Raw genomic sequence first — 22,803 nt, 5'->3', positions numbered from 1 at the left:
TCCGTAAGACGACGACTGACAGCAATGACTGTAAGTGACAGGAATGATGACAGTCCGGTCAAGCCTATGGAGTGGAGCCATTGTGGCGAGCGAGCTTGCTCTCTCGCCACAAAAGGCCAAGCAGATTGCCCGGGACTTCAGCGCACTGGCGGGTTCTCGCCCAACGGCACAACCGCCATGGTCAACCGCGACACGCAACTGGCCTTGCCTTCATCGCTGCTCAAGCGAATATCCCAAACGTGCGTCGTACGGCCAATGTGGATCGGCTTGGCCACGGCAGTCACTCGCCCACTGCGCAGTCCGCGTAAATGGTTGGCGTTGACTTCCAGCCCCACGCAGTAAAACTTGCTGGCGTCGATGCACAGGTAGCTGGCCATTGAGCCGACCGATTCGGCCAGCACCACCGAGGCACCGCCATGCAGCAGGCCGTATGGCTGGTGAGTGCGGTGGTCAACGACCATGCTTGCGGTCAGGGACTCTTCGTCGAACGCTTCGAAGCGAATATCCAGCACTTCGCCGATGGTGTTTTTCTGGATTGCGTTCAACTGCTCAATGTTCGGAGTGGTACGCCACAGACTCATCGCAACTTTCCTTTGTGGGTGTCGTTCGTCGCTCAATCCTGCCACAACACCGCCTCGCTGCGCTCGCTCCATTCTTCGAAGCGGGCTCCGTAGGCCGCTTCGATCACGTTGCGCTTGATCTTCAGGGTCGGCGTCAGGAAACCGTTTTCCACGGCCCAGCTGTCCTTGACCACCACCAGACGCCGCAAACGCTCATGTTTGTCGAGGACGCCATTGACCTCATCCAGCAGTTTTTCGAGGCTTGAATGCAGCCCCGCCCTCGCCATCCCGCTGGCGTCTTGCTGCCCGACCGCTGACAACACACACAGCCCCAGCGGCGCACTCAAACCATCACCGACCACGCACACTTGCTCGATTCGGGAATGCACCGCCAGACGATTTTCGATCGGTGCCGGCGCCACGTATTTACCCTTGCTGGTCTTGAAGATTTCTTTCAGCCGCCCGGTCAGGCGCAGGTTGCCTTCAGCGTCCTGCTCGCCCTTGTCGCCGGTGCGCAGGAAGCTGTCTTCGGTAATGGTTTCAGCGGTTTTCTGCGGTTCCTTAAAGTAGCCGAGCATGGTCGCGCCACTGCGCACCATGACCTCGCCCGACTCGTCGATCCGCACTTCAACCTCCGGGCAAGGCCTGCCGATCCAGCCGGGTTTGTGCTCGCCGGGGCGGCAAATGTGGGAGTAGCCGCAGCTCTCGGTCATGCCGTAGACCTCAAGCACATCCAGCCCCAGCTTGCGGTACCACAGCAGCAAGGTGTGTGGCACGGGCGCCGCGCCGGACAAGGCGACGCGCAATGCGTCCAACCCCAGACCGGCAAGGACTTTATGCCCGATCCGCTTACCAACGAAGGGCAGGCCAAGCAGAAAATCGAGGCGTTTTGCCGGGATCTTGTTGTATACACCCATCTGGAATTTGCTCCAGATCCGTGGCACCCCGAACAAGGCAGTGGGCCGTGCGCGCTTTAAATCCGTCAGGAAGGTGTCGAGGCTTTCGGCAAAGAACACAGTTTGCCCGGTGTAAATCGATGCCATCTCAACGAACATCCGCTCGGCAACGTGACACAGCGGCAAATAGGACAGCAGTCGATCCGACTCGTTGAGGCCAAACAACTGCGTACCGTGCGTAGTAGCAAATCCCAGATTGCCAAAGCTGTGCATCACGCCTTTTGGCAGCCCGGTGGTACCGGATGTGTAAATAATGGTCGCCAACTGCTCGGCGCTGGGTTTGGGGTCATCCTGGATGGGCGAGCTGCGCTGCAAATCGGCCCAACTGAAATCGAAACGGCCCGGCGGATGCAGCGGCAGACTGATCGTCGGCAAGTCAGGGCTGACACCATGGGACATGCTCGGCCAGTCATCGAGTTTGCCGATAAACGCCAGCGCCGCTTCGGAGTGGTCGAGCACCTGGGCCACCGACTCGGCGGTCAGATTGGGGTACAACGGCACAGAGACATGCCCGGCCATCCAGATCGCCAGGTCGGCGATGATCCAGTGGGCACAGTTTTTCGAGATCAGAGCGATATGGCTGCCTTGCGGCAAATCACGCGCCCGCAGCCAATGCGCGGCGCAACGCGCCTGATGGCCGACGTCGGCCCAGGACAGAATCTCGACCTGCCCGCCGCCCGTGGGCTGGACCAGAAAACGCTGGCGTGGATGACGGGCCTCGCGCTCGTAGAAGACATCCAGCGGCAAACGAAAAGCAGCAGACATGCGACTCGCTCCTGATTTTTTTGTTCTGGAGCAAGCGTAGTCAACCAAGCAGTTGCTTGGTTGACTATTTCACACAAAAATCAGCAACACCGCCGCACCCGGTAGGAGCTGGCTTGTCGGGTCGCCGCATCGCGGCGAAGGCAGTGTGTCTGGCACACCGCATGGAAATCTTCGCCGGCAAGCCGGCTCCTGCAAAAGCCAAAACAAAGTGGTTATGGGTGTTTGATGCCCTTGAGCTTCATCGACCCGATCAGCAACTCATCACCCTTGATCTCCGCCAGCCCTGCGGTGGAGACTTTTTCCGGCGGATGCCCGGCGCCGTGTTGCAGGTAGCTCAGCAGGTTTCCCACCAGCGGGTTATGACTGACCAACAGGACATTGCTCACTGACACGAGTTGCTCGGCCACCTTATCCGGGTCAGTTTCCGGGGTCAGCCATTCGACCGTGCGGATCTCCGGTTCGAATCCGAGGGCTTCACGCACCAACTGCGCAGTTTGCTGCGCACGCAGGTAAGGGCTGGCGTAGATCGCGGTAATTGGCTGACCAATCAAATGCGCAGCACTGCGCAGCACTTCTTCGCAACCATGAGGGGTCAGTGCTCGTTCCGAATCGGGACGCGAGCCATACGGTTCAGCCTCCCCATGACGCAATACCCAGAGTTTCATAGCTTGGGTTCCTCATCTCGGGCCGGATGCGGCGCGGGCGCCACGACATGTGGCGCTTCACCTTCCGGTGTCCGCGGCGTCGGCCAGTCGGCGAACGGCCAGGGTTTCTGGTCGCTGTGAAAGCTGGCGAAACGCCCGATCTGCGCCAGGAACTGGCTCAGGCTGTCACCGAAGTTCATCAGGCTGGCGCTCGGGGCGCCATAGAACAAACGATAGATCAGTTGCACCAGCACCAATGCGCCAAGGATGAACTGCGCCACTTGCCAGACCAACAGGAAGACGACCATCCACAGCACCCGCAGCAGAATGGATTCGTACTTGGTATCTAATTTCGGATCGGTCATGTCGCGCTCCCCTGCTTTTTTGTAAAGCGTACTTAGTTGAAACCGCTGGTTGAAATAAAGTCGACGTCGGTTTTCGGTTCGCCGCGCATCAACAGCTCTATCACCTGATCAAGCGTGCGCCCTTCGAACAGGATCGCGTGCAGCCCGGCGACCAGCGGCATGTAGACGCCAACCTCCTGAGCCTTGGCCTTGAGCACTTTCAGCGTGTTCACACCTTCGGCCACTTCGCCCAGACGGGTGACCGCGTCTTCCAGACTCAGGCCCTGGCCCAGGGCGAATCCGACCTGGTAGTTGCGGCTTTTCGGTGACGAGCAGGTGACGATCAAATCGCCTACACCGGCAAGACCGAGAAAGGTCATCGGGTTGGCACCCTGATTCACCGCAAAACGGGTCATTTCTGCCAGCGCCCGGGTGATCAGCATGCTCTTGGTGTTTTCACCCATGCCCAGCGCCACTGCCATGCCGGCAATGATCGCGTAAACATTTTTCAGCGCCCCGCCCAACTCGACGCCAAACCGGTCGGCGCTGGCGTACACGCGAAAGGTCCGGCCATGCAGCGCTTCCTGTACCCGTTGGCACAGCTCTTCGTCTTCACTGGCGACCACGGTGGCGGTCAGCGCGTGTTCGGCGATTTCACGGGCCAGGTTCGGTCCGGACAGCACGCCGATGCGCGCTTTCGGGGCGATTTCCTCGAGGATCTCGCTCATCAACTTAAATGTGTGTGCTTCGATGCCTTTGGTCAGGCTGACCAGCAGTTTGCCGCTCAACAGTTCGGTGTGCGGGACCAATACCGAACGCAATGCACTGGAGGGCAGTGCGACGAAACACAGGTCGCAGGCTTCCAGCGTGGCGTGCAGGTCCGTCACCGGTTCTACTGCCGGAAGAATCTTGATGCCTTTGAGGTAACGCGGGTTCTCGCGATGGACCCGAATGGCCTCGGCCTGTTCAGGGTCACGCATCCACTGCCGGACCTGATGCCCGTTCTCGGCCAGCAAATTAGCCACGGCGGTGCCAAAACTTCCGCCTCCCAGGACCGCAATTGGGCGCTGTTCAGTCATATGCAATCCGTTAATCCATACCAGTGGCGATCTCGGCATTATACGGAGCGGCCCCGTGGCGGCCAGCCCCCGCTTCAATTACCAACACCTGTAAGAAGAAGACCAATAAATCCTAGGAAAATGCCGGCATCGTGAATGGAAAAGTCAACGAGCTCGGTTAACATGCGCACCAGCTCATCACGTTCAAGGGTATGACGTGTCGTTTGGTTCTCCTTCACCCCGCTCGCCGCTGGTGATGGCGCTGATCTTCAGCCCGTCCATGCTTGCCGACGACTTGTTTCTCGACAATGAATCTCGCGCCACATCAGCGAACGGTGTGGCGACATCGATCAGAGCTCCCGAAAATCGCGCGATGACATGGAAGTGCAAGACACCCTCAGCCTGTCCGACAGTCTGCGAGTTTTAAATGCGGCCTCGTCTGGCACGGAAATCGCCGCCACTGTGGCGCCTGCTGGCCCGGCTGTGCCTGGTGGCTGGCTGCCTGCTCTTCGCCCTGGCGACACAGGCCGCCGACATTCTGTTGACCGGTGCCGAAGACAATCCCGGCGTGCAATCCTTCGTCCGCGCGCTAAGCGACATGCGCCCTGCCGACAGTGTGCGTTTCCAGCCACTGGCGAGCCTTCCATCGCCAGGTAAACTGCCCGCCGCCACCCGCCTTATCCTGCTTGACCTGCCCAGTCTCGACTGGCGCGAGCAAGAGACCCAAGGTCCGGCGACGCTGGTGCTGCGTATCAGCCGCTTGCAAGCCCAGCAACGTTTCGGTGTTAACGTTCCACCCCACCTCAGCCTGCTTTGGAGCGATCCACCGCTGGACCGGCAATTGCGCCTGACCCGACTCATCCTGCCCCAAGCGCAGCGCGTCGGTGCGCTATACGACAATCACAGCGAATTCCTGGTGAAAGAGTTGCGCCTGGCCGCCCTTGGACTTGAGCTTGAAGTGGTCACCGAGCGCTGGGATAACACCCAAGACAGCCGCCCCTTGCAAACCTTGCTGAAAAATTGCGACGTGCTGCTGGGCCTCGACGATCCTGACCTCTACAACCCGAAAACCGCAAAAAACCTGCTGTTGAGCAGCTATTCCCGGCAGCTCGCATTGATCGGCCCCAACGCCGCTTTCGTCAAGGCGGGCAGCCTGGCCAGCACTTACAGCGATCAGAGCGACTGGCTGCAGGTGCTCGACGAATTGCTCGATTTACCGGCGCCGAGTTGGCCACGTGCGCTCTATCCGCAACACTTCAAAGTATCAAGTAATCCGCAGGTGGCTCGCTCATTAGGTATCGAACCGATAAATGAAGCAGCTGTTGCCACCCAATTGGCTGAAGGAAAAAGCCTGCCATGACCTACCGACGCCCCTGGGATATCAGCACCCGCACCCAGATGATCAGCCTTGGCCCTGCCCTGCTGTTGACGTTGCTGCTGATCAGCTTCTTCACCTTCGTGCGGATCCAGGACCTGCGTCAGGAGCTCAACCGCACCGGGCAATTGATCGCCAACCAATTGGCACCCGCCACCGAATACGGGGTGATTTCGGGTAACAACGAGGTGCTTGAAAATTTGCTCAAGGCAACACTCGCCACGCCGAACGTGCGCTTTCTGGAGGTTCAAGACAACGCCAATCGGATCTTGGTGTATGTCGAGCATCCGTCGGAAACCTACAGGCGTTCGCAGCAGGTCGAAGTGTTCCAGGCGCCAGTGCGGCTGCAGCGGATAGCGCTCAACAATGATTTCCTGCAGGGCCCCAAAACCGCCAGCATTGGCCCCAGCGAGGACTATCTGGGACGGGTGATCGTCGGACTGTCGAATGACGCCTTCAACCAGCGTCAGCAGGAAATCCTCTTGAAAGCCGCCATCCTTGCGCTGTTCGCCCTGCTGTTTACCTTTTTGGTGGCCCGGCGACTGGCGGGCAGCCTGTCGCAACCGATCCGCGATATTGGCAACGCGGTGAAGGCGATTCAGGACGGCGATTACAAAACACCCCTGCCGATTGTTGACGACACCGAGCTCGGTGCACTGTCGCAGCATATCAACAACCTCGCCGCCGGCCTCGAACAAGCCAGTCGCGAACAGCATCAGGCGATGGCGCAATTGATCCAGACGCGCGAGGAGGCAGAAAAGGCCAACAATGCCAAATCCGACTTCCTGGCGATGATGAGCCATGAACTGCGCACGCCGATGAATGGCGTGCTCGGCATGCTGCAGTTGCTGGAAACCACCGACATGACCGAGGAGCAGATCGAATACGCAGCGCTGGCCTCGGAGTCCACCGAACACTTACTCAAGGTCATTAACGACATTCTCGACTTCTCGCGCATCGAGCGTTCGGAGCTGGAACTGGAGCACATCCCGTTCAACCTCGCGGACCTGATCAGCAGTTGCGCCCAATCGTTCCAACACAGCGCGTCGCAGCGCGAGCTTGATTTGCAGTTACTGATCCCCGAAGACATGCGCGCCCTTCAGGTTCAGGGCGATCCGACACGGATCCGGCAGATTCTGGTCAATCTGGTTGGCAACGCATTGAAGTTCACCGAGCAGGGCTGCGTCAGCATTGAGCCGCAGTGGCAATCACTGGATCACGAACTGCTGTGGTTTACCTGCACGGTGCGCGACAGCGGCATCGGTATTCCGGCTGAAAGCCTGGATTTGATGTTCAATGCCTTCCAGCAGGCCGACAGCTCTATTTCAAGGCGCTACGGTGGCACCGGTCTGGGCTTGCCGATCGCCCGCACCCTGGCTGAGCGCATGGGCGGCACCTTGCGGGCGCAAAGCGAAGAAGGCCAAGGCTCGGTGTTTACCCTGGAAATCCCGCTGGCGCTCTATAAGCAGTCGCTGCCGGTACTGACAGCCCGGACACAGACGGGTAACGATAATGGTGCAGGTCGCAATGTTCTGCTGGTCGAGGACAACCTGGTCAATCAGACCGTCATCGAAGCAATGTTGCGCAGCCTGGGCTTTACTGTCAGCGTCGCGATCGACGGAGCGCAAGCCGTGCGCAGCGCCGAGAGCCTTATTTTTGAAGCGATTCTGATGGACTGCCGACTGCCGATCGTCGACGGCTACGAGGCGACTCGACAGATCCGCCAGCTGCCCGGATGCGCGGACTTGCCGATCATCGCTTTGACCGCCAATGCCTTGCAGGGCGACCGCGAGTCCTGCTTGTCGGCAGGCATGAACGATTATCTGGCCAAGCCCTTCAAACGGACTGATTTGCAGCAAATTCTGCAGCGCTGGGTGCAGTAGTACAGGCCTTTCGACCATCTGCGACTGGCGTGAAAGGCGAAAGTGCGGCAGTCTTAGGCACCCGAACAGGCCCGAAAAGGGGCTTGAATAATAATTTCAGTGCACAAGTGTACATTCATGTCCTTGGTGCTGTGACTTTCACCACAACGCAATAGTCTATGAGTAGGCTGCTGACTCGAGGCATGAACGCTTCGATCGGCCGGGAGATTTGCCCCACCCTGCCGCATGGGACTATTGAGGAGCTCGCATGACCCAACAAAACGCCTTTACTCGGGAAGACCTGCTGCGCTGCAGTCGCGGTGAGCTGTTCGGCCCAGGTAACGCACAACTGCCCGCCCCGAACATGCTGATGGTGGATCGCATCACCCATATCAGTGCCGAGGGTGGCAAGTACGGCAAAGGTGAATTGGTCGCCGAGCTGGATATCACTCCGGACCTGTGGTTTTTCGCCTGCCACTTCGAAGGTGATCCGGTGATGCCGGGCTGCCTGGGCCTTGACGCCATGTGGCAACTGGTCGGCTTCTTCCTCGGCTGGCAAGGCCTGCCGGGCCGCGGCCGTGCGCTGGGTTCGGGCGAAGTGAAATTCTTCGGCCAGGTCCTGCCGACCGCCCAAAAAGTCACCTATAACATTCAGATCAAGCGCGTGTTGAAAGGCAAACTGAACCTGGCCATTGCCGACGGTTCGGTCAGCGTCGACGGCCGCGAGATCTACACCGCCGAAGGCCTTCGGGTCGGCGTTTTCACCTCCACTGACAACTTCTAAGGGTTATCCGCATGCGCCGCGTCGTTATCACTGGTCTGGGCATCGTTTCGTGCCTGGGCAATGACAAAGAGACCGTCTCCGCTAACCTGCGTGCAAGCCGCCCTGGCATCCGGTTCAACCCGGAATATGCCGAAATGGGTCTGCGTAGCCAGGTTTCCGGCTCCATCGACCTTCCCCTCGAAGAGCTGATCGATCGCAAGATCTATCGCTTCGTTGGCCACGCGGCGGCTTACGCCTACCTGGCCATGAAAGACGCCATCACCGACTCCGGTCTGACCGATGAGCAAGTCTCCAACCCGCGTACCGGCCTGATCGCCGGTTCCGGTGGCGCCTCCACGCTGAACCAGATGGAAGCGCTGGACATCCTGCGCGAGAAAGGTGTGAAGCGCGTTGGCCCATACCGTGTAACGCGGACCATGAGCAGCACCGTTTCCGCTTGCCTGGCCACCCCGTTCAAGATCAAGGGCCTGAACTACTCCATCGCTTCTGCCTGTGCCACCAGTGCCCACTGCATCGGTACTGCCATGGAACAGATCCAGATGGGCAAGCAGGACATCGTGTTCGCCGGCGGCGGTGAAGAAGAGCATTGGAGCCAGTCGTTCCTGTTCGACGCCATGGGCGCACTGTCCAGCCAGTACAATGAAACCCCGGAAAAAGCTTCCCGTGCCTACGACGCCAAGCGTGACGGTTTCGTCATCGCTGGCGGTGGCGGCATGGTCGTGGTCGAAGAACTGGAGCACGCTCTGGCTCGCGGCGCGAAGATCTACGCGGAAATCGTTGGCTACGGCGCGACCTCCGACGGCTATGACATGGTCGCCCCAAGCGGCGAAGGCGCTATCCGCTGCATGCAAATGGCCATGTCCACCGTTGACGCTCCGATCGACTACCTGAATACCCACGGCACCTCGACTCCGGTCGGCGACGTCATGGAAATGAAAGGTGTGCGCCAATTGTTCGGCGACAAGGCTCCGGCCATCAGCTCCACCAAGAGCCTGTCGGGTCACTCCCTGGGCGCCGCCGGCGTTCACGAAGCGATCTACTGCATGCTGATGATGGAAGGCAACTTCATGGCGGGTTCCGCCAACATCGACGAACTGGACCCGGAAGTGGCAGACATGCCGATCCTGACCAAGACTCGCGAAAATGCCACCATCAACACTGTGATGAGCAACAGCTTCGGTTTCGGTGGCACCAACGCCACGCTGGTACTGAAGCGCTGGGCAGGTAAGTAATACCTCACCGTTTCGCTGCACAAAAAAAACGCCCCGACTGGTTCGGGGCGTTTTTTTTGTGCCTGAATAATGGAGAACACCACTGACCCTGTGGGAGTGAGCCTGCTGGCGATAGCGGTATTTCGGCCGACATCACTGGTAACTCACCTACAGTCATCGCGAGCAGGCTCACTCCTACTAGGGTCTGCGGTGCGACCTGAAGATGAAGCTTTTGTCATGCAACCAAATGCCCTGCGACTGAATGTCGCGGATTTGGCGGGCTGCAGGATTTTATTCAAATTTGCAAAAGTCTGTTTCCAGATCCGTGAGTTTACTTAGCAACCTAACAAACTCTATAACAAAGATCTGCACACGCCTTGGTGCAGGTAATTGAGATTGGAGCTAGCAGATGACTGTAAAAGTAACTGAACGCGACGATTCACATAAATCCCATGAGGGCGTAGCCGCCGGTATCCGTATCTGGGATGTCCATCAACAAGACCTGTTGGTGGGGATGTTTCACTCCGAGACTGACGCGCACAACTACAAAGCCGAACTGGAAATCCTGGAGCGGCAACGCTGCGTCTGAGCAACTACAGCATTGAAAACGACAAACCCCGCCATGAGCGGGGTTTGTCGTTGTTGAAGCCTTTAACGGCTTACCACATCAGATCGTCCGGGATCTGATAGGCCGCGTACGGATCGTCCTCGGCGGCCACTTCTTCAGTCTTCACGTTCATCTGCACGATGCGCTGCGGATCGCGCTCCTGAATCTTCAGCGCCGCTTCACGCGGGATCACTTCATAACCGCCGGCGTGGTGCACGATGGCCAGGAAGCCATTGCTGAGCTGGTTACGCATCAACGTGTTGACGCAGAGGCGCTTGACCTTCTTGTCGTCAACGAAGTTGTAGTAGTCCTCGGTGGTCAGCTTGGGCAGACGCGAGACTTCGATCAATTGCTTGATCTGAGCGGCGCGGGCCTTGGCCTCGACCTTTTCCTGCTGCTGACGGTTCAGCTCCTGGTCGCGCTTGACCTTCTCGGCCATGGCTTCCTGGGCTGCACGCTGCTGCGAGTCATCCAGTTCGATCTGCCCCTTGTGGGCCAGGCGCTGTTGTTTCTGCTTCTCTTTGCCGACCTGTTTGGCCTGCTTCTGGTTGACCAGCCCTGCTTTGAGCAACTGGTCGCGAAGGGAAATGCTCATGGTGCTTGTTTCTCACTTAGGCAACTGCTCAACCGCAGCTGGTCAAATTCTTTTCCTGACGTTTGGCTTCGCCCCACAAGGCGTCCAACTCTTCGAGGGTGCAATCTTCTATGGGACGGTGGGTGTCGCGCAATGCCTGTTCGATAAAACGGAAGCGTCTTTCGAATTTGCTGTTGGCGCCACGCAGCGCGGTTTCCGGATCAACCTTGAGATGACGCGCCAGATTGACCACCGAAAACAGCAGGTCACCGACCTCATCGGCAATCGCTGCCGAGTCGTTGTCGGCCATGGCTTCAAGCACTTCATCGAGCTCTTCGCGAACCTTGTCCAGCACCGGCAAAGCATCCGGCCAGTCGAAACCGACCTGCCCGGCGCGCTTCTGCAATTTCGCCGAACGGGACAAGGCTGGCAGCGCAGCCGGTACGTCGTCAAGCAACGACAACTGCAACGGTGCCGCTGACTTCTCGGCGCGCTCCTCGGCCTTGATCTCTTCCCAGCGCTGCTTGACCTGCTCTTCACTCAGGCGCGGGATGTCCATAGGCGCATACAGATCACCGGTGGGAAACACATGAGGATGCCGACGGATCAACTTGCGGGTGATGCTGTCGACCACACCGTCGAATTCGAAGCGCCCTTCTTCCCTTGCCAATTGGCTGTAATAAACCACCTGAAACAGCAAATCGCCCAATTCCCCCTGCAAGTGATCGAAGTCACCGCGCTCGATGGCGTCAGCGACCTCGTAGGCTTCCTCAAGGGTGTGCGGGACGATGGTGGCGTAGGTTTGCTTGATGTCCCACGGGCAACCGAACTGCGGGTCGCGCAGTCGGTTCATCAAGTGCAGCAGGTCTTCAAGTGAATACATCAATCCGTCTCTACACAATCCTTGTAGGAGCCTGGCTTGCCAGCGATGCAGACACCTCGGTTTTTCAGGAACACCGAGGTGACATCTTCGCTGGCAAGCCAGACTCCTACAAAAGCACAGCCTGCAATAAGGTGCCCCATCAAGGCGTCCGGTTACGGCGGGTTTCGATGATGTTCGGCAACTGGGAAATCCGCCCCAGCAACCGCCCCAACGCATCCAGCCCCGGAATCTCGATGGTCAGGGACATCAACGCAGTGTTGTCCTCTTTATTCGAGCGAGTGTTGACCGCCAGCACGTTGATCCGTTCGTTGAGCAGCACCTGCGACACGTCACGCAGCAAACCGGAACGGTCGTAGGCACGAATGACGATGTCCACCGGGTAGGTGAGCACCGGCACCGGGCCCCAGCTGACCTGGATGATGCGCTCAGGCTCGCGCCCGCCCAGTTGCAGCACCGAAGCGCAGTCCTGGCGGTGAATGCTTACGCCACGACCCTGGGTGATGTAACCGACGATGGCATCCCCCGGCAACGGCTGGCAGCAGCCGGCCATTTGCGTCATCAGGTTGCCGACGCCCTGGATCTGAATGTCGCCGCGCTTGCCCGGTTTGTAACCGGTGGCTTTGCGCGGGATCAGTTCCAACTGTTCGTTGCCGCGCTCCGGCTCGACCAGTTGCTGCGCCAGGTTCACCAGTTGCGCCAGGCGCAAATCACCTGCGCCCAACGCAGCGAACATGTCCTCGGCGGTCTTCATGTTGGCCTTGTCGGCCAGCTTGTCGAAGTCCACCGCCGGCAGGCCGAGGCGACTGAGCTCACGCTCAAGCAAGGTTTTACCGGCCGCGACGTTCTGATCGCGCGCCTGCAATTTGAACCAGTGGACAATCTTCGCCCGTGCCCGCGAGGTGGTGATGTAACCCAGGTTCGGGTTCAGCCAGTCGCGGCTCGGGGTGCCGTGCTTGCTGGTGATGATCTCGACCTGTTCACCGGTTTGCAGGCTGTAGTTGAGCGGCACAATGCGCCCGTTGATCTTCGCGCCACGGCAGTTGTGACCGATCTCGGTGTGCACGCGGTACGCGAAATCCAGCGGTGTCGCGCCCTTGGGCAAGTCGATGGCGTGACCGTCCGGGGTGAAGATGTAGACCCGGTCCGGCTCGATATCGACCCGCAACTGTTCCGCCAGGCCGCCGATATCGCCGAGCTCTTCGTGCCACTCGAGGACCTGACGCAGCCAGGAGATTTTCTCTTCGTAGTGGTTGGAGCCGGATTTGACGTCGGTGCCCTTGTAGCGCCAGTGCGCGCAAACGCCCAGTTCGGCTTCCTCGTGCATGGCGTGGGTGCGGATCTGCACTTCCAGCACCTTGCCTTCAGGACCAATCACCGCCGTATGCAGTGAGCGGTAGCCGTTCTCTTTCGGGTTGGCGATGTAGTCGTCGAATTCTTTCGGGATGTGCCGCCACAAGGTGTGAACAATGCCGAGTGCGGTGTAGCAATCACGCATTTCCGGCACCAGCACCCGAACGGCGCGCACGTCGTAGATCTGGCTGAACTCCAGCCCCTTGCGCTGCATTTTGCGCCAGATCGAATAAATGTGTTTGGCCCGGCCACTGATGTCGGCATCGACACCGGTGGCCTGCAATTCGTTTTTCAGTTGGCTCATGACGTCGCTGATGAAGCGTTCGCGATCCAGGCGACGCTCATGCAGCAACTTGGCGATCTGCTTGTACTGCTCAGGCTCCAGGTAACGGAAGGACAAGTCCTCCAGTTCCCACTTGATATGACCGATACCGAGACGGTGAGCCAGTGGTGCGTAGATGTCGAAAACTTCACGGGCGACCTGATTGCGCTTCTCGTCGTCGGCGGTTTTCACCGCACGAATCGCGCAGGTGCGCTCAGCCAGTTTGATCAGCGCAACGCGAACGTCGTCGACCATGGCCACCAGCATTTTGCGCAGGTTTTCGACCTGGCCCTGGGTGCCCAGCACCAAGGTTTTACGCGGGCTCAGACTGTCGCTGATCGCCGCCATGCGCTGCACGCCGTCGATGAGCTTGGCCACCACCGGACCGAAGCGCTGGCTGACAGCAGGCAACAGGATCTGACCTTCGCGCACGCCACGGTACAAGATCGCGGCGACCAGTGAATCCTGATCGAGTTTGAGATCGGCCAGAATCTCGGCGATCTCAAGGCCCGTGCGGAAACTCGAGTTCCCTTCAGACCAGAGATTCTTCGCCGCATTGGCCTGTTGTTCCGACATACGAGCGAACTCGCATGCTTCCTTCAAGGCTTCGCGATCCAGTGCCGGATCGACACTGACCGCATGATCGAGCCATGCCTCGAGATTGATACTGCCGTCTGTATTGATCGGCTGGTGTGCTCTCACCTGTACCATCTTGCTTACCTTCCCTATGACGCAGATTCAATGCGTCAAATCGCTGACCTTCGTTGCCCGATTGCCCTCACGGGGCTGATGCGAGAGCTGCACGGGCGGGCCAGTCGGACCAGACGAGCCGTCCTAGCTCGCTTCAAATAACGCCATGGCCTCGACATGTGCCGTTTGAGGAAACATATCGAGAATCCCGGCACGTTTTAACCGGTAGCCCTGCTTGATCAACTCAACTGTATCGCGCGCCAACGTTGCCGGGTTGCACGACACATACACCAACCGTTTGGCGCCCAGGGACGCCAGATTGCGCACCACCTCGAAAGCACCGTCACGCGGTGGGTCCAAGAGTACCGCACAAAAGCCTTCGCGCGCCCATTCGGCGTTAGTCAAAGGCTGGGATAAATCGGCCTGAAAAAACTGCGCATTATTCAGATTATTACTAGCGGCATTAACGGCGGCGCGCTCGACCATGGCCTGCACACCTTCCACCGCCACCACTTCACGAACGGCCTTGGCCAGCGGCAGCGCAAAGTTGCCCAAACCACAAAACAAATCCAGCACCCGCTCATCCGCCTGAGGCTTGAGCCAGTCGAGCGCTTGGGCAACCATGGCTTCGTTGACCCCGGCATTGACCTGAATAAAATCTCCCGGCCGGTAGGCCAGATTCAGATCCCATTGCTCCAGGCGATATCCCAGGGACTGGCCGGCTTCGACCGGTTGCGGTTCGCCCTCTCCGTGTAGCCACAATTGGGCCTCATGGAAAGCGCAGAATTCCTTGAGGATCGTCAGGTCGGCTTCAGACAACGGTGACATGTGCCGCAGCAACACGGCCAACGATGAACCACTGAATAATTCCACATGCCCCAGCGCCTGAGGTTTGCTCAAGCGACGCAGCATCTCCGGCAAGCCGGTCATGATCGGCTGCAAAGACTGTACCAGCACCGTGCATTCGTTAATCGCGACGATGTCTTGACTGCCAGCGGCACGGAATCCGACTTCGAGTTTTTTCGCCTTCATGTCCCAACGCACCGCCACCCGGGCGCGACGGCGGTAACCGAATTCCGGACCACTCAACGGCGCGGCCCACTCTTGCGGTTCGACACCGGCGACCTTGGACAGCTGCTCGGCGAGCATCCGCTGTTTCAGGGCGAGTTGTTCGGTATGAGGCAGATGCTGCACGCTGCAACCGCCACAGCGACCGGCATGCGGGCAGGGTGCCGGACGACGCAATTCGCTGGCCTGGAACACGCGTTCGGTACGCGCCTCGACCACTTTGCCATGGGCGCCCAACACCCGCGCTTCGACTTCTTCACCGGCCAGGGCGCCGATGACAAACCAGGTGCGACCTTCGAAAAAGGCGATACCGCGACCGTCATTGGCCAGGCGCTCGATGCTCAAGCGCTGCTTTTTGCCGGTCGGGATTTGTGGGGCCTTGCTGCCGCCCGTGGGTTGGAAGCGCAGGCCTCTCTCGTGCTTGGCCATCAGTTGGGCGCGTCGAAAATGCCGGTCGACAAGTAACGGTCGCCACGGTCACAGATGATCGCGACGATCACCGCGTTTTCAACTTCTTGGGACAGACGCAGCATCGCTGCCACCGCACCGCCCGAGGACACACCACAGAAGATGCCTTCTTCGCGGGCCAGACGACGGGTCACGTCCTCGGCTTCGCTTTGCGCCATGTCGACGATGCGGTCAACGCGATCCGCTTGATAAATCTTCGGCAGGTATTCCTGCGGCCAGCGACGGATGCCCGGAATCGCCGAGCCTTCCATCGGTTGCAGACCGATGATTTGCACGCCTTCGTTCTGCTCTTTCAAGTAGCGCGAGACGCCCATGATGGTGCCGGTGGTGCCCATCGAGCTGACGAAATGGGTGATGGTGCCCTCGGTCTGACGCCAGATTTCCGGGCCAGTGGTGGTGTAGTGCGCCTCCGGGTTATCCCCGTTGGCGAACTGGTCCAGCACCTTGCCACGGCCTTCGGCTTCCATTCGCTGAGCGAGGTCGCGGGCGCCTTCCATGCCTTCTTCCTGGGTGACCAGGATCAACTCGGCGCCATAAGCCGTCATGGCGGCTTTACGCTCGGCGCTGGAGTTGTCCGGCATGATCAGGATCATCTTGTAACCCTTGATCGCGGCCGCCATCGCCAAAGCAATCCCGGTGTTGCCGGACGTTGCTTCGATCAGCGTATCGCCGGCGTGGATCTGCCCGCGCAACTCGGCGCGAGTGATCATCGACAGCGCCGGGCGGTCCTTGACCGAACCCGCCGGGTTATTCCCTTCGAGCTTGAGCAAAAGGGTATTGCTGGTGGCGCCGGGCAGGCGCTGCAAACGAACCAGCGGGGTGTTGCCGACGCAATCGGCGATGGTTGGGTACTGCAAGGTCATGGCGTATTCGCAATCCAGACTGCGGGGGCGACTATCATACCGACAAACGTTCGCAGGCCATATCACGCAAAGTGTGGTGCTTATGGCTTATGGGAATAAGCAGCTGGATCAGGCCTCTTCTACTTGCGCGATGTTCAAGGCGTAGAACTCGTGCAGCTTGGCCTGCAACAGCTGCTTGTCCGGTAGCTGGACTTGATACTCGGCGATCAGTGCAGGCGACAGACTGCGGTTAAGCGCGTATTCGACCACCTCGTCCTCTTTACTGGCACAGAGCAATACACCGATAGCTGGATTTTCGTGGAGCTTACGCTCCTTGCGATCCAGCGCTTCCAAATAGAAGTTCAGCTTGCCCAAATATTCTGGTTTAAAACGACCGACCTTAAGCTCGATGGCAACAAGACAATTAAGGCCTCGGTGGAAGAACAGCAGATCCAGGGCAAAATCACATCCACCCACTTGCAGCGGATACTCCGAACCGACAAAGCAGAAATCGCGTCCGAGCTCGCTCAGAAACTCTTTGAGGCGCGCCATCAACCCTTTGTGCAGATCGGTTTCGGCATGGCCGCCGGGCAGGTCGAGAAATTCGAGCATGTAGGCATCACGGAATATCTCAAGCGCTGCCGGGTGGGCTTGTCTCAGCACTGCCGAGATTTTTGCTGGTTGGGTCACGCTTCGTTCGAACAGTGCAGTTTTGAACTGACGCTCTAGTTCGCGCTTCGACCACTTTTCCTGAACTGCCAAACGGACGTAAAACTCCCGCTCTTCTGGCCGTTTACTCTGGCTGAAAATGATCAGGTTATGCGACCAGGACAATTGTCGCACCAGTGGTGCGACTTTCTCTTCAGCGTGATAAATCTCATAGAACTGGCGCATGCGAAATAAATTCGACCGGGTAAAACCACGCAACCCTGGTTGGGTCGTGGCCAGATGCTCAGCCAACTGACTGACCACAGAATCGCCCCATTCGGCTTTTTCCAGCTTTCGACTGATGTAAGCACCGACCTGCCAATACAGTTCGATCAGCTGGGTATTCACCGCCTGCATGGCCTGCTGTTTGGCACTTTGAATCAGTGCAAGCACTTCATTGAAGCGGTCGTCGGGGACGCTGGATGGATTCATGCCGAACTCCTTGAGGCTGAGGAAAAACGCGAGTGTATTGCGTCAGGTCAGGCTGGAGGTGTCGGCAATACCCTTTAGGAAAGGTCGTACAAATAAACGGGAACGCTCCGGCAAAACCAGCTTTGGTGGCTGGGAAGGCCTCATCGCGAGAAGGCTCACTCCTACATGGGGATCGGGGTGATCACACCATTTGTGGGCGACACACCTCCACTGTGGGAGCGGGCTTGCCCACGATGGCGTCATCACTCACACCATCAATATCAGCCAGCAACCGCATATTCAGCCGTAACCCAACCCCAGTGTTCTGAGCCCAAAGCTGTCCACCCTGTCGCCGCACCGCATTTCTCGCAATGCTCAACCCCAACCCAAACCCGCCATCCCCCGGTCGCGAGCCATCGAGCCGAATGAAAGGACTGAAGATCCGCTCAAGTTCTGCCTCAGCCACCCCGCCGCCCTCATCTTCCAGCCATAAATGCCAGAAGTCGCCATCGCGCTGTCCACCGAGACTCACCACGCCGCCCTTCGGCGAATGACGAATGGCATTACGCAGAATGTTTTCCAGTGCCTGCGCCAGGGTGTTGAGGTTGCCGCGAACCCAGCACGATGAATCCACCGTGCAATGCAATTGACTTCCTGGCCAGCCACTTTCATAGCAAGCATTTTCCGTGAGCATTTCCCACAGTGCCTGAATCTGGATCGCTTCATCGGGCAACGGTGAACGCTCGGTGTCGAGCCAGGCCAGTTGCAGCGTGTCTTCCACCAGTCGCTGCATGCCATCGACCTCCCGACCGATACGCTCGCGCAACGCTGATAGCCCCTGCTCGCTTTCACTGGCCACCCGCAACCGACTCAGCGGCGTGCGCAGTTCGTGGGACAGGTCGCGCAGCAATTGTTGCTGCAAGGCCACGGTGCTTTGCAGGCGCTCGGACATGTGATCGAAAGCCCTGCCCAACTCACCGAGTTCATCCGAACGATTGGTGGTGCTGCTCGACAAGCGCACGTTCAAGTGGTCCGCGCGCCAGGCGTTGGCCTGTTCGCGCAGACTGTTCAACGGCACGACCAGCAGCCGATACAGGCCCACACATAGCAGCAAGGTGAACAAGCCCGGAATGATGCCGTTGGTGATCACGCGCCAGACCAGCCGGAATTGCCCCGGAACAAAACGCTGGGGCAGTTCGATCACCAGGCTGCCGGCTGCCGGGTCGTTTGGAAAAGGAATTCGCAACCATGGCAAGCCTCTGGTATGGCGACTCGTTGGCCAATCAAGCCCGCGCAAAAAGGTCAGGCGCTGGACTTCTTTTTCCGTCAGCGGATAGCTGCTCAACGACTGCAAATCAGCGCCGATGACACCGACCCAAGACGTCTCGCGCTTGCCGATACCCTGCAGCCAGACATCGATACCTACACGTTGGCGTTGATTCCAGGCTTGCTCGGCTTCGGCAGCGTAGCGCGTCAGCGTGAGCCTGGCCTCTTCGGACAAGAACAGGTTTTTCTGTTCCATGTACCGGCCCCAGGACCAACTCAGCCAGATCATCAGCAGACAAAACGCTACCAACAAACAGGCGAGTTTCCAGAACAGCGAATGCCGGCCTGGCAGGTCAGACCATTTCATCAGCCGCACTCAATACATAACCCTTGCCCCAAACCGTGCGCACTTCCCGCTCCGTATAACCGATGCCTTTGAGTTTGCGACGGATCTGGCTGATGTGCATATCGAGGCTGCGGTCATGGGCGGCGTAACCGCGTTGCAGCACGTGCTGATAAAGGAAGGCTTTGCTCAACACTTCATCGTCATTGCGATTGAGTGTTTCCAGCAATCGATACTCGCTGCGGGTCAGGCCGGCGGCGTGTCCGCCATAGAAAACCTCACACAGTTCATCGTCAAAATGCAGGCTGTCCGCCTCACTGGCCAGCGGTGCCGGCGCCGGACGACGGTCGAGTGCCACACGACGCAGGATCGCTTCGATGCGAACGCGCAATTCGGCCATGCTGAACGGTTTTGGCAAATAATCGTCGGCCCCCAGGCGAAAGCCGCTGATGCGATCTTCTTCGGCGCCCAGAGCGGACATCAGCACCACCGGCGTGGTATGGCTCTGGCGCAACTGCGTCAATACATTGAGCCCGTCCAGGCCCGGCAACAGAATATCCATCAACACCACATCGAAGGCTTGCTGGCGCGCGATGGCCAGGCCTTCCTGGCCGTTCTGGCACCAGGTCACCTGAAAACCGCAACGGCCCAAATGCTCGTGCACATAGGCACCGAGCACCAAGTCGTCTTCGATGGAAAGGATTCGGGGGTGGCCAATCGGGATGGGAGTCATCAGTATCTGCAAATAATTCTCAGTTGGCGATTATTCAAGATTGCCTGCCGCTGGGCAACCCAAGGTTTGCTCTGGAGTTAAAAGCCGACGAATGACGACATCAATTTTACGAAGATTGCCTGCCTGCAACTCGTTACACTGCCCGGGTGGCGCCTACCGGACGTACACGCAGGTCAATCAATCGCTGGATGCAGGAGAGTTGCGTGCTCAAAAAACTGGGAATTAAAGGCCGCGTGCTGTTGCTGACCTTGTTGCCGACGACTCTGATGGCATTGATCCTGGGTGGCTATTTCACCTGGATGCAGCAATCCGACCTGCAATCCCAGCTGCTGCAGCGCGGCGAAATGATTGCCGAACAGCTTGCGCCGCTGGTGGCCCCGGCCATGGGTCGCAAGGACAATGACCTGCTGGAGCGTATCGCCACCCAGTCGCTGGAAACAGCCGACGTGCGCGCAGTGACCTTCCTCGCCCCCGACCGCACGCTGCTGGCCCACGCCGGCCCGACCATGCTCAATCAGGCACCGGTGGGCAATGGCTCGCAGTTGCTGCGTCGTAGCGGCAACGATGCGACGCGTTATCTGTTGCCGGTGTTCGGCAAACACCGCAATCTGGCCGGCGACTTGATTCCCGATGAAGCCAACCGCCTGCTTGGCTGGGTCGAAATCGAACTGTCCCACAGCGGCATGTTGCTGCGCGGTTACCGCAGCCTGTTTGCCAGCCTGCTGATGATCGCCGCCGGTCTGGCCGGCGCGGCGCTGCTGGCACTGCGGATGGGGCGGACCATCAACCGACCGATCAGCCAGATCAAACTGGCGGTAGCGCAACTCAAGGACGGTCACCTGGAAACCCGCTTGCCGCCCCTCGGAAGTCAGGAACTGGATGACCTGGCGTCCGGCATCAACCGCATGGCTGGCACTCTGCAAAATGCGCGAGAAGAATTGCAGCACAGCGTCGACCAGGCCACTGAGGACGTGCGGCAGAATCTGGAAACCATCGAAATCCAAAATATCGAGCTGGACCTGGCGCGTAAGGAAGCCCTGGAAGCGAGCCGGATCAAATCCGAGTTCCTGGCCAACATGAGCCATGAGATCCGCACGCCGCTCAACGGCATTCTCGGCTTCACGCACCTGCTGCAAAAAAGCGAACTGACACCGCGCCAGCTCGACTACCTGGGCACCATCGAAAAATCCGCCGACAGCCTGTTGGGAATCATCAACGAAATTCTCGACTTCTCGAAAATCGAGGCCGGCAAACTCGTGCTCGACAATATTCCGTTCAATCTGCGCGACCTGCTGCAGGACACGCTGACCATCCTCGCCCCGGCGGCCCACGCCAAACAGCTGGAACTGGTGAGCCTGGTGTATCGCGACACGCCCTTGTCGCTAGTGGGCGACCCGCTGCGGCTCAAGCAGATCCTCACCAACCTGGTCAGCAACGCAATCAAATTCACCCGCGAAGGCACCATCGTTGCCCGCGCCATGCTTGAAGAAGAGCATGAAGACAGCGTGCAACTGCGCATCAGCATTCAGGACACGGGCATCGGCCTGTCGAACCAGGACGTGCGTGCGCTGTTCCAGGCCTTCAGTCAGGCCGATAACTCGTTGTCCCGGCAACCCGGCGGCACGGGGCTGGGGTTGGTGATTTCCAAGCGACTGATTGAACAAATGGGCGGAGAAATTGGCGTCGACAGTACACCGGGCGAAGGTTCGGAATTCTGGATCAGCTTGAGTCTGCCCAAGACCCGCGATGACGCCGAAGACCTGCCAGGCCCTCCTCTGCTCGGGCGCCGCGTGGCGGTGCTGGAAAACCATGAACTGGCGCGACAGGCGTTGCAGCATCAACTGGAAGACTGCGGCCTTAGCGTAACGCCGTTCAATACCCTGGAAAGCCTGACTAATGGCGTGACCGGCGCGCATCAGACCGATCAGGCCATCGATCTGGCAGTGCTTGGCATCACCAGTAACGACATGCCGCCGGAGCGTCTTAACCAGCACATCTGGGACCTCGAACACCTGGCTTGCAAAGTCCTGGTGCTGTGTCCCACCACCGAACAGACACTGTTCCATCTCTCGGTGCCTAACCCGCACAGTCAGCTTCAGGCCAAACCGGCCTGCACCCGCAAACTGCGTCGGGCTTTGTCCGATCTGGTCAACCCGCGCCAGCAGCGCAGCGAACCGGGCGAACCTCTGTCCAGTCGCGCGCCGAAGGTGCTTTGCGTCGATGACAACCCGGCCAATCTGTTGCTGGTACAAACCCTGCTCGAAGACATGGGCGCCAAGGTGCTGGCCGTGGAAAGTGGTTACGCAGCGGTCAAGGCAGTGCACAACGAAACCTTCGACCTGGTGTTGATGGACGTGCAAATGCCCGGCATGGATGGGCGTCAAAGTACCGAAGCGATTCGACAGTGGGAAGGTGAACGGCATTGCACACCGCTGCCGATCGTGGCCCTCACCGCCCACGCCATGGCCAATGAAAAACGTGCGCTGCTGCAAAGCGGCATGGACGATTATTTGACCAAACCCATCAGTGAGCGGCAATTGGCGCAGGTGGTGCTGAAGTGGACAGGCCTGGCCCTGCGTAACCACGGGCCGGAACGTTCCAGCGACAACCACGGTGGCGGCCACGATTTGCAGGTGCTCGACCCCGAGGAAGGTTTGCGTCTGGCCGCTGGCAAAGCAGACCTGGCAGCGGACATGCTGGCGATGTTGCTGGCCTCGCTTGAAGCCGACCGCGAGGCCATTCGCACGGCCCGGGAAAGTAAAGACCAGAATGCATTGATCGAGCGCGTCCATCGCTTGCACGGGGCAACCCGCTATTGCGGCGTCCCGCAGCTGCGCGCCGCCTGCCAGCGCAGCGAAACGCTGCTCAAGCAACAGGACCCGAAAGCACCCGGCGCACTGGAAGAGCTCGAACGGGCGATCAATCGCCTGGCTGCTCATGCCCGTATAAATGCTTGATGCAGTGCAATAGAGCGGATCA

Annotated in this window: 19 protein-coding genes; 6 read left to right on the top strand and 13 right to left on the bottom strand. The window is 59.0% G+C overall.

Annotation, left to right across the window (positions count from 1 at the left end; translation table 11 throughout):
* Positions 1-137: 137 nt before the first annotated feature.
* From AC3ISI_RS06950 to AC3ISI_RS06930, 5 genes are all read right to left on the bottom strand, one after another.
* A complete protein-coding gene (locus AC3ISI_RS06950; protein WP_489336108.1) occupies positions 138-581 on the bottom strand; it encodes a hotdog fold thioesterase in 444 nt (147 codons plus the stop codon).
* Positions 582-613: 32 nt separating this feature from the next.
* Positions 614-2,281, bottom strand: a complete 1,668-nt coding sequence (locus tag AC3ISI_RS06945; protein WP_489336107.1) for an AMP-binding protein — start codon at positions 2,279-2,281, stop codon at positions 614-616.
* Positions 2,282-2,493: 212 nt separating this feature from the next.
* Positions 2,494-2,946: a phosphohistidine phosphatase SixA gene (gene sixA, locus AC3ISI_RS06940; protein WP_489336105.1), complete on the bottom strand. Its 453-nt coding sequence runs from the start codon at positions 2,944-2,946 to the stop codon at positions 2,494-2,496.
* Complete coding sequence (locus AC3ISI_RS06935; protein WP_489336104.1) at positions 2,943-3,290, bottom strand: DUF4389 domain-containing protein; 348 nt, start codon at positions 3,288-3,290, stop codon at positions 2,943-2,945. The genes sixA and AC3ISI_RS06935 overlap by 4 nt, the downstream gene beginning before the upstream one ends.
* A gap of 32 nt (positions 3,291-3,322) precedes the next feature.
* Positions 3,323-4,348 carry an NAD(P)H-dependent glycerol-3-phosphate dehydrogenase gene (locus tag AC3ISI_RS06930; protein ID WP_489336103.1) on the bottom strand — a complete coding sequence of 342 codons (1,026 nt, stop codon included), beginning with the start codon at positions 4,346-4,348 and terminating at the stop codon, positions 3,323-3,325.
* 406 nt (positions 4,349-4,754) lie between these two features.
* Here AC3ISI_RS06930 and AC3ISI_RS06925 point away from each other — a divergent pair, with 406 nt between their 5' ends.
* The 5 genes from AC3ISI_RS06925 (at position 4,755) to AC3ISI_RS06905 (ending at position 10,148) form a co-directional block, all read left to right on the top strand.
* Positions 4,755-5,687 carry an ABC transporter substrate-binding protein gene (locus tag AC3ISI_RS06925; RefSeq protein ID WP_489336102.1) on the top strand — a complete coding sequence of 311 codons (933 nt, stop codon included), beginning with the start codon at positions 4,755-4,757 and terminating at the stop codon, positions 5,685-5,687.
* Positions 5,684-7,585 carry an ATP-binding protein gene (locus tag AC3ISI_RS06920; RefSeq protein WP_489336101.1) on the top strand — a complete coding sequence of 634 codons (1,902 nt, stop codon included), beginning with the start codon at positions 5,684-5,686 and terminating at the stop codon, positions 7,583-7,585. Before AC3ISI_RS06925 ends, AC3ISI_RS06920 begins: the two co-directional genes overlap by 4 nt.
* 247 nt (positions 7,586-7,832) lie before the next feature.
* Positions 7,833-8,348, top strand: a complete 516-nt coding sequence (fabA, locus tag AC3ISI_RS06915) for a 3-hydroxyacyl-[acyl-carrier-protein] dehydratase FabA (RefSeq protein ID WP_223519708.1) — start codon at positions 7,833-7,835, stop codon at positions 8,346-8,348.
* Positions 8,349-8,359: 11 nt separating this feature from the next.
* Positions 8,360-9,580: a beta-ketoacyl-ACP synthase I gene (gene fabB, locus AC3ISI_RS06910; RefSeq protein WP_489336099.1), complete on the top strand. Its 1,221-nt coding sequence runs from the start codon at positions 8,360-8,362 to the stop codon at positions 9,578-9,580.
* 388 nt (positions 9,581-9,968) lie between these two features.
* The gene (locus tag AC3ISI_RS06905; RefSeq protein WP_489336098.1) at positions 9,969-10,148 is read left to right on the top strand and encodes a hypothetical protein; all 180 of its coding nucleotides are present in this window, start codon (positions 9,969-9,971) and stop codon (positions 10,146-10,148) included.
* Positions 10,149-10,218: 70 nt separating this feature from the next.
* On the opposite strand, the gene AC3ISI_RS06900 is transcribed toward AC3ISI_RS06905, so the two are convergent.
* From AC3ISI_RS06900 to AC3ISI_RS06865, 8 genes are all read right to left on the bottom strand, one after another.
* Positions 10,219-10,761, bottom strand: coding sequence for a DUF2058 domain-containing protein (locus AC3ISI_RS06900; RefSeq protein WP_007949507.1), 543 nt, complete (start codon positions 10,759-10,761; stop codon positions 10,219-10,221).
* Positions 10,762-10,789: 28 nt separating this feature from the next.
* Positions 10,790-11,623 carry a nucleoside triphosphate pyrophosphohydrolase gene (mazG, locus tag AC3ISI_RS06895; protein ID WP_489336097.1) on the bottom strand — a complete coding sequence of 278 codons (834 nt, stop codon included), beginning with the start codon at positions 11,621-11,623 and terminating at the stop codon, positions 10,790-10,792.
* Between the two features lie 139 nt (positions 11,624-11,762).
* Positions 11,763-14,006: a GTP diphosphokinase gene (relA, locus tag AC3ISI_RS06890; protein WP_489336096.1), complete on the bottom strand. Its 2,244-nt coding sequence runs from the start codon at positions 14,004-14,006 to the stop codon at positions 11,763-11,765.
* Positions 14,007-14,129: 123 nt separating this feature from the next.
* Positions 14,130-15,482, bottom strand: a complete 1,353-nt coding sequence (gene rlmD / locus AC3ISI_RS06885; protein ID WP_489336095.1) for a 23S rRNA (uracil(1939)-C(5))-methyltransferase RlmD — start codon at positions 15,480-15,482, stop codon at positions 14,130-14,132.
* A complete protein-coding gene (cysM, locus tag AC3ISI_RS06880; protein ID WP_489336094.1) occupies positions 15,482-16,384 on the bottom strand; it encodes a cysteine synthase CysM in 903 nt (300 codons plus the stop codon). Before cysM ends, rlmD begins: the two co-directional genes overlap by 1 nt.
* A gap of 108 nt (positions 16,385-16,492) precedes the next feature.
* Positions 16,493-17,503 carry a PDDEXK nuclease domain-containing protein gene (locus tag AC3ISI_RS06875; RefSeq protein WP_489336093.1) on the bottom strand — a complete coding sequence of 337 codons (1,011 nt, stop codon included), beginning with the start codon at positions 17,501-17,503 and terminating at the stop codon, positions 16,493-16,495.
* 181 nt (positions 17,504-17,684) lie between these two features.
* Positions 17,685-19,115, bottom strand: coding sequence for a histidine kinase sensor domain-containing protein (locus AC3ISI_RS06870; RefSeq protein ID WP_489336091.1), 1,431 nt, complete (start codon positions 19,113-19,115; stop codon positions 17,685-17,687).
* The gene (locus AC3ISI_RS06865) at positions 19,102-19,824 is read right to left on the bottom strand and encodes a response regulator transcription factor (protein ID WP_489336090.1); all 723 of its coding nucleotides are present in this window, start codon (positions 19,822-19,824) and stop codon (positions 19,102-19,104) included. The genes AC3ISI_RS06870 and AC3ISI_RS06865 overlap by 14 nt, the downstream gene beginning before the upstream one ends.
* Before the next feature lie 203 nt (positions 19,825-20,027).
* Here AC3ISI_RS06865 and AC3ISI_RS06860 point away from each other — a divergent pair, with 203 nt between their 5' ends.
* The gene (locus AC3ISI_RS06860; protein WP_489336088.1) at positions 20,028-22,781 is read left to right on the top strand and encodes a response regulator; all 2,754 of its coding nucleotides are present in this window, start codon (positions 20,028-20,030) and stop codon (positions 22,779-22,781) included.
* Positions 22,782-22,803 lie beyond the last annotated feature (22 nt).

It is taken from the genome of Pseudomonas sp. GL_139_B (assembly GCF_057834475.1).
The sequence above is the reverse complement of the archived record's forward strand: the minus strand, read 5'-3'. Positions and strand labels throughout refer to the sequence as shown.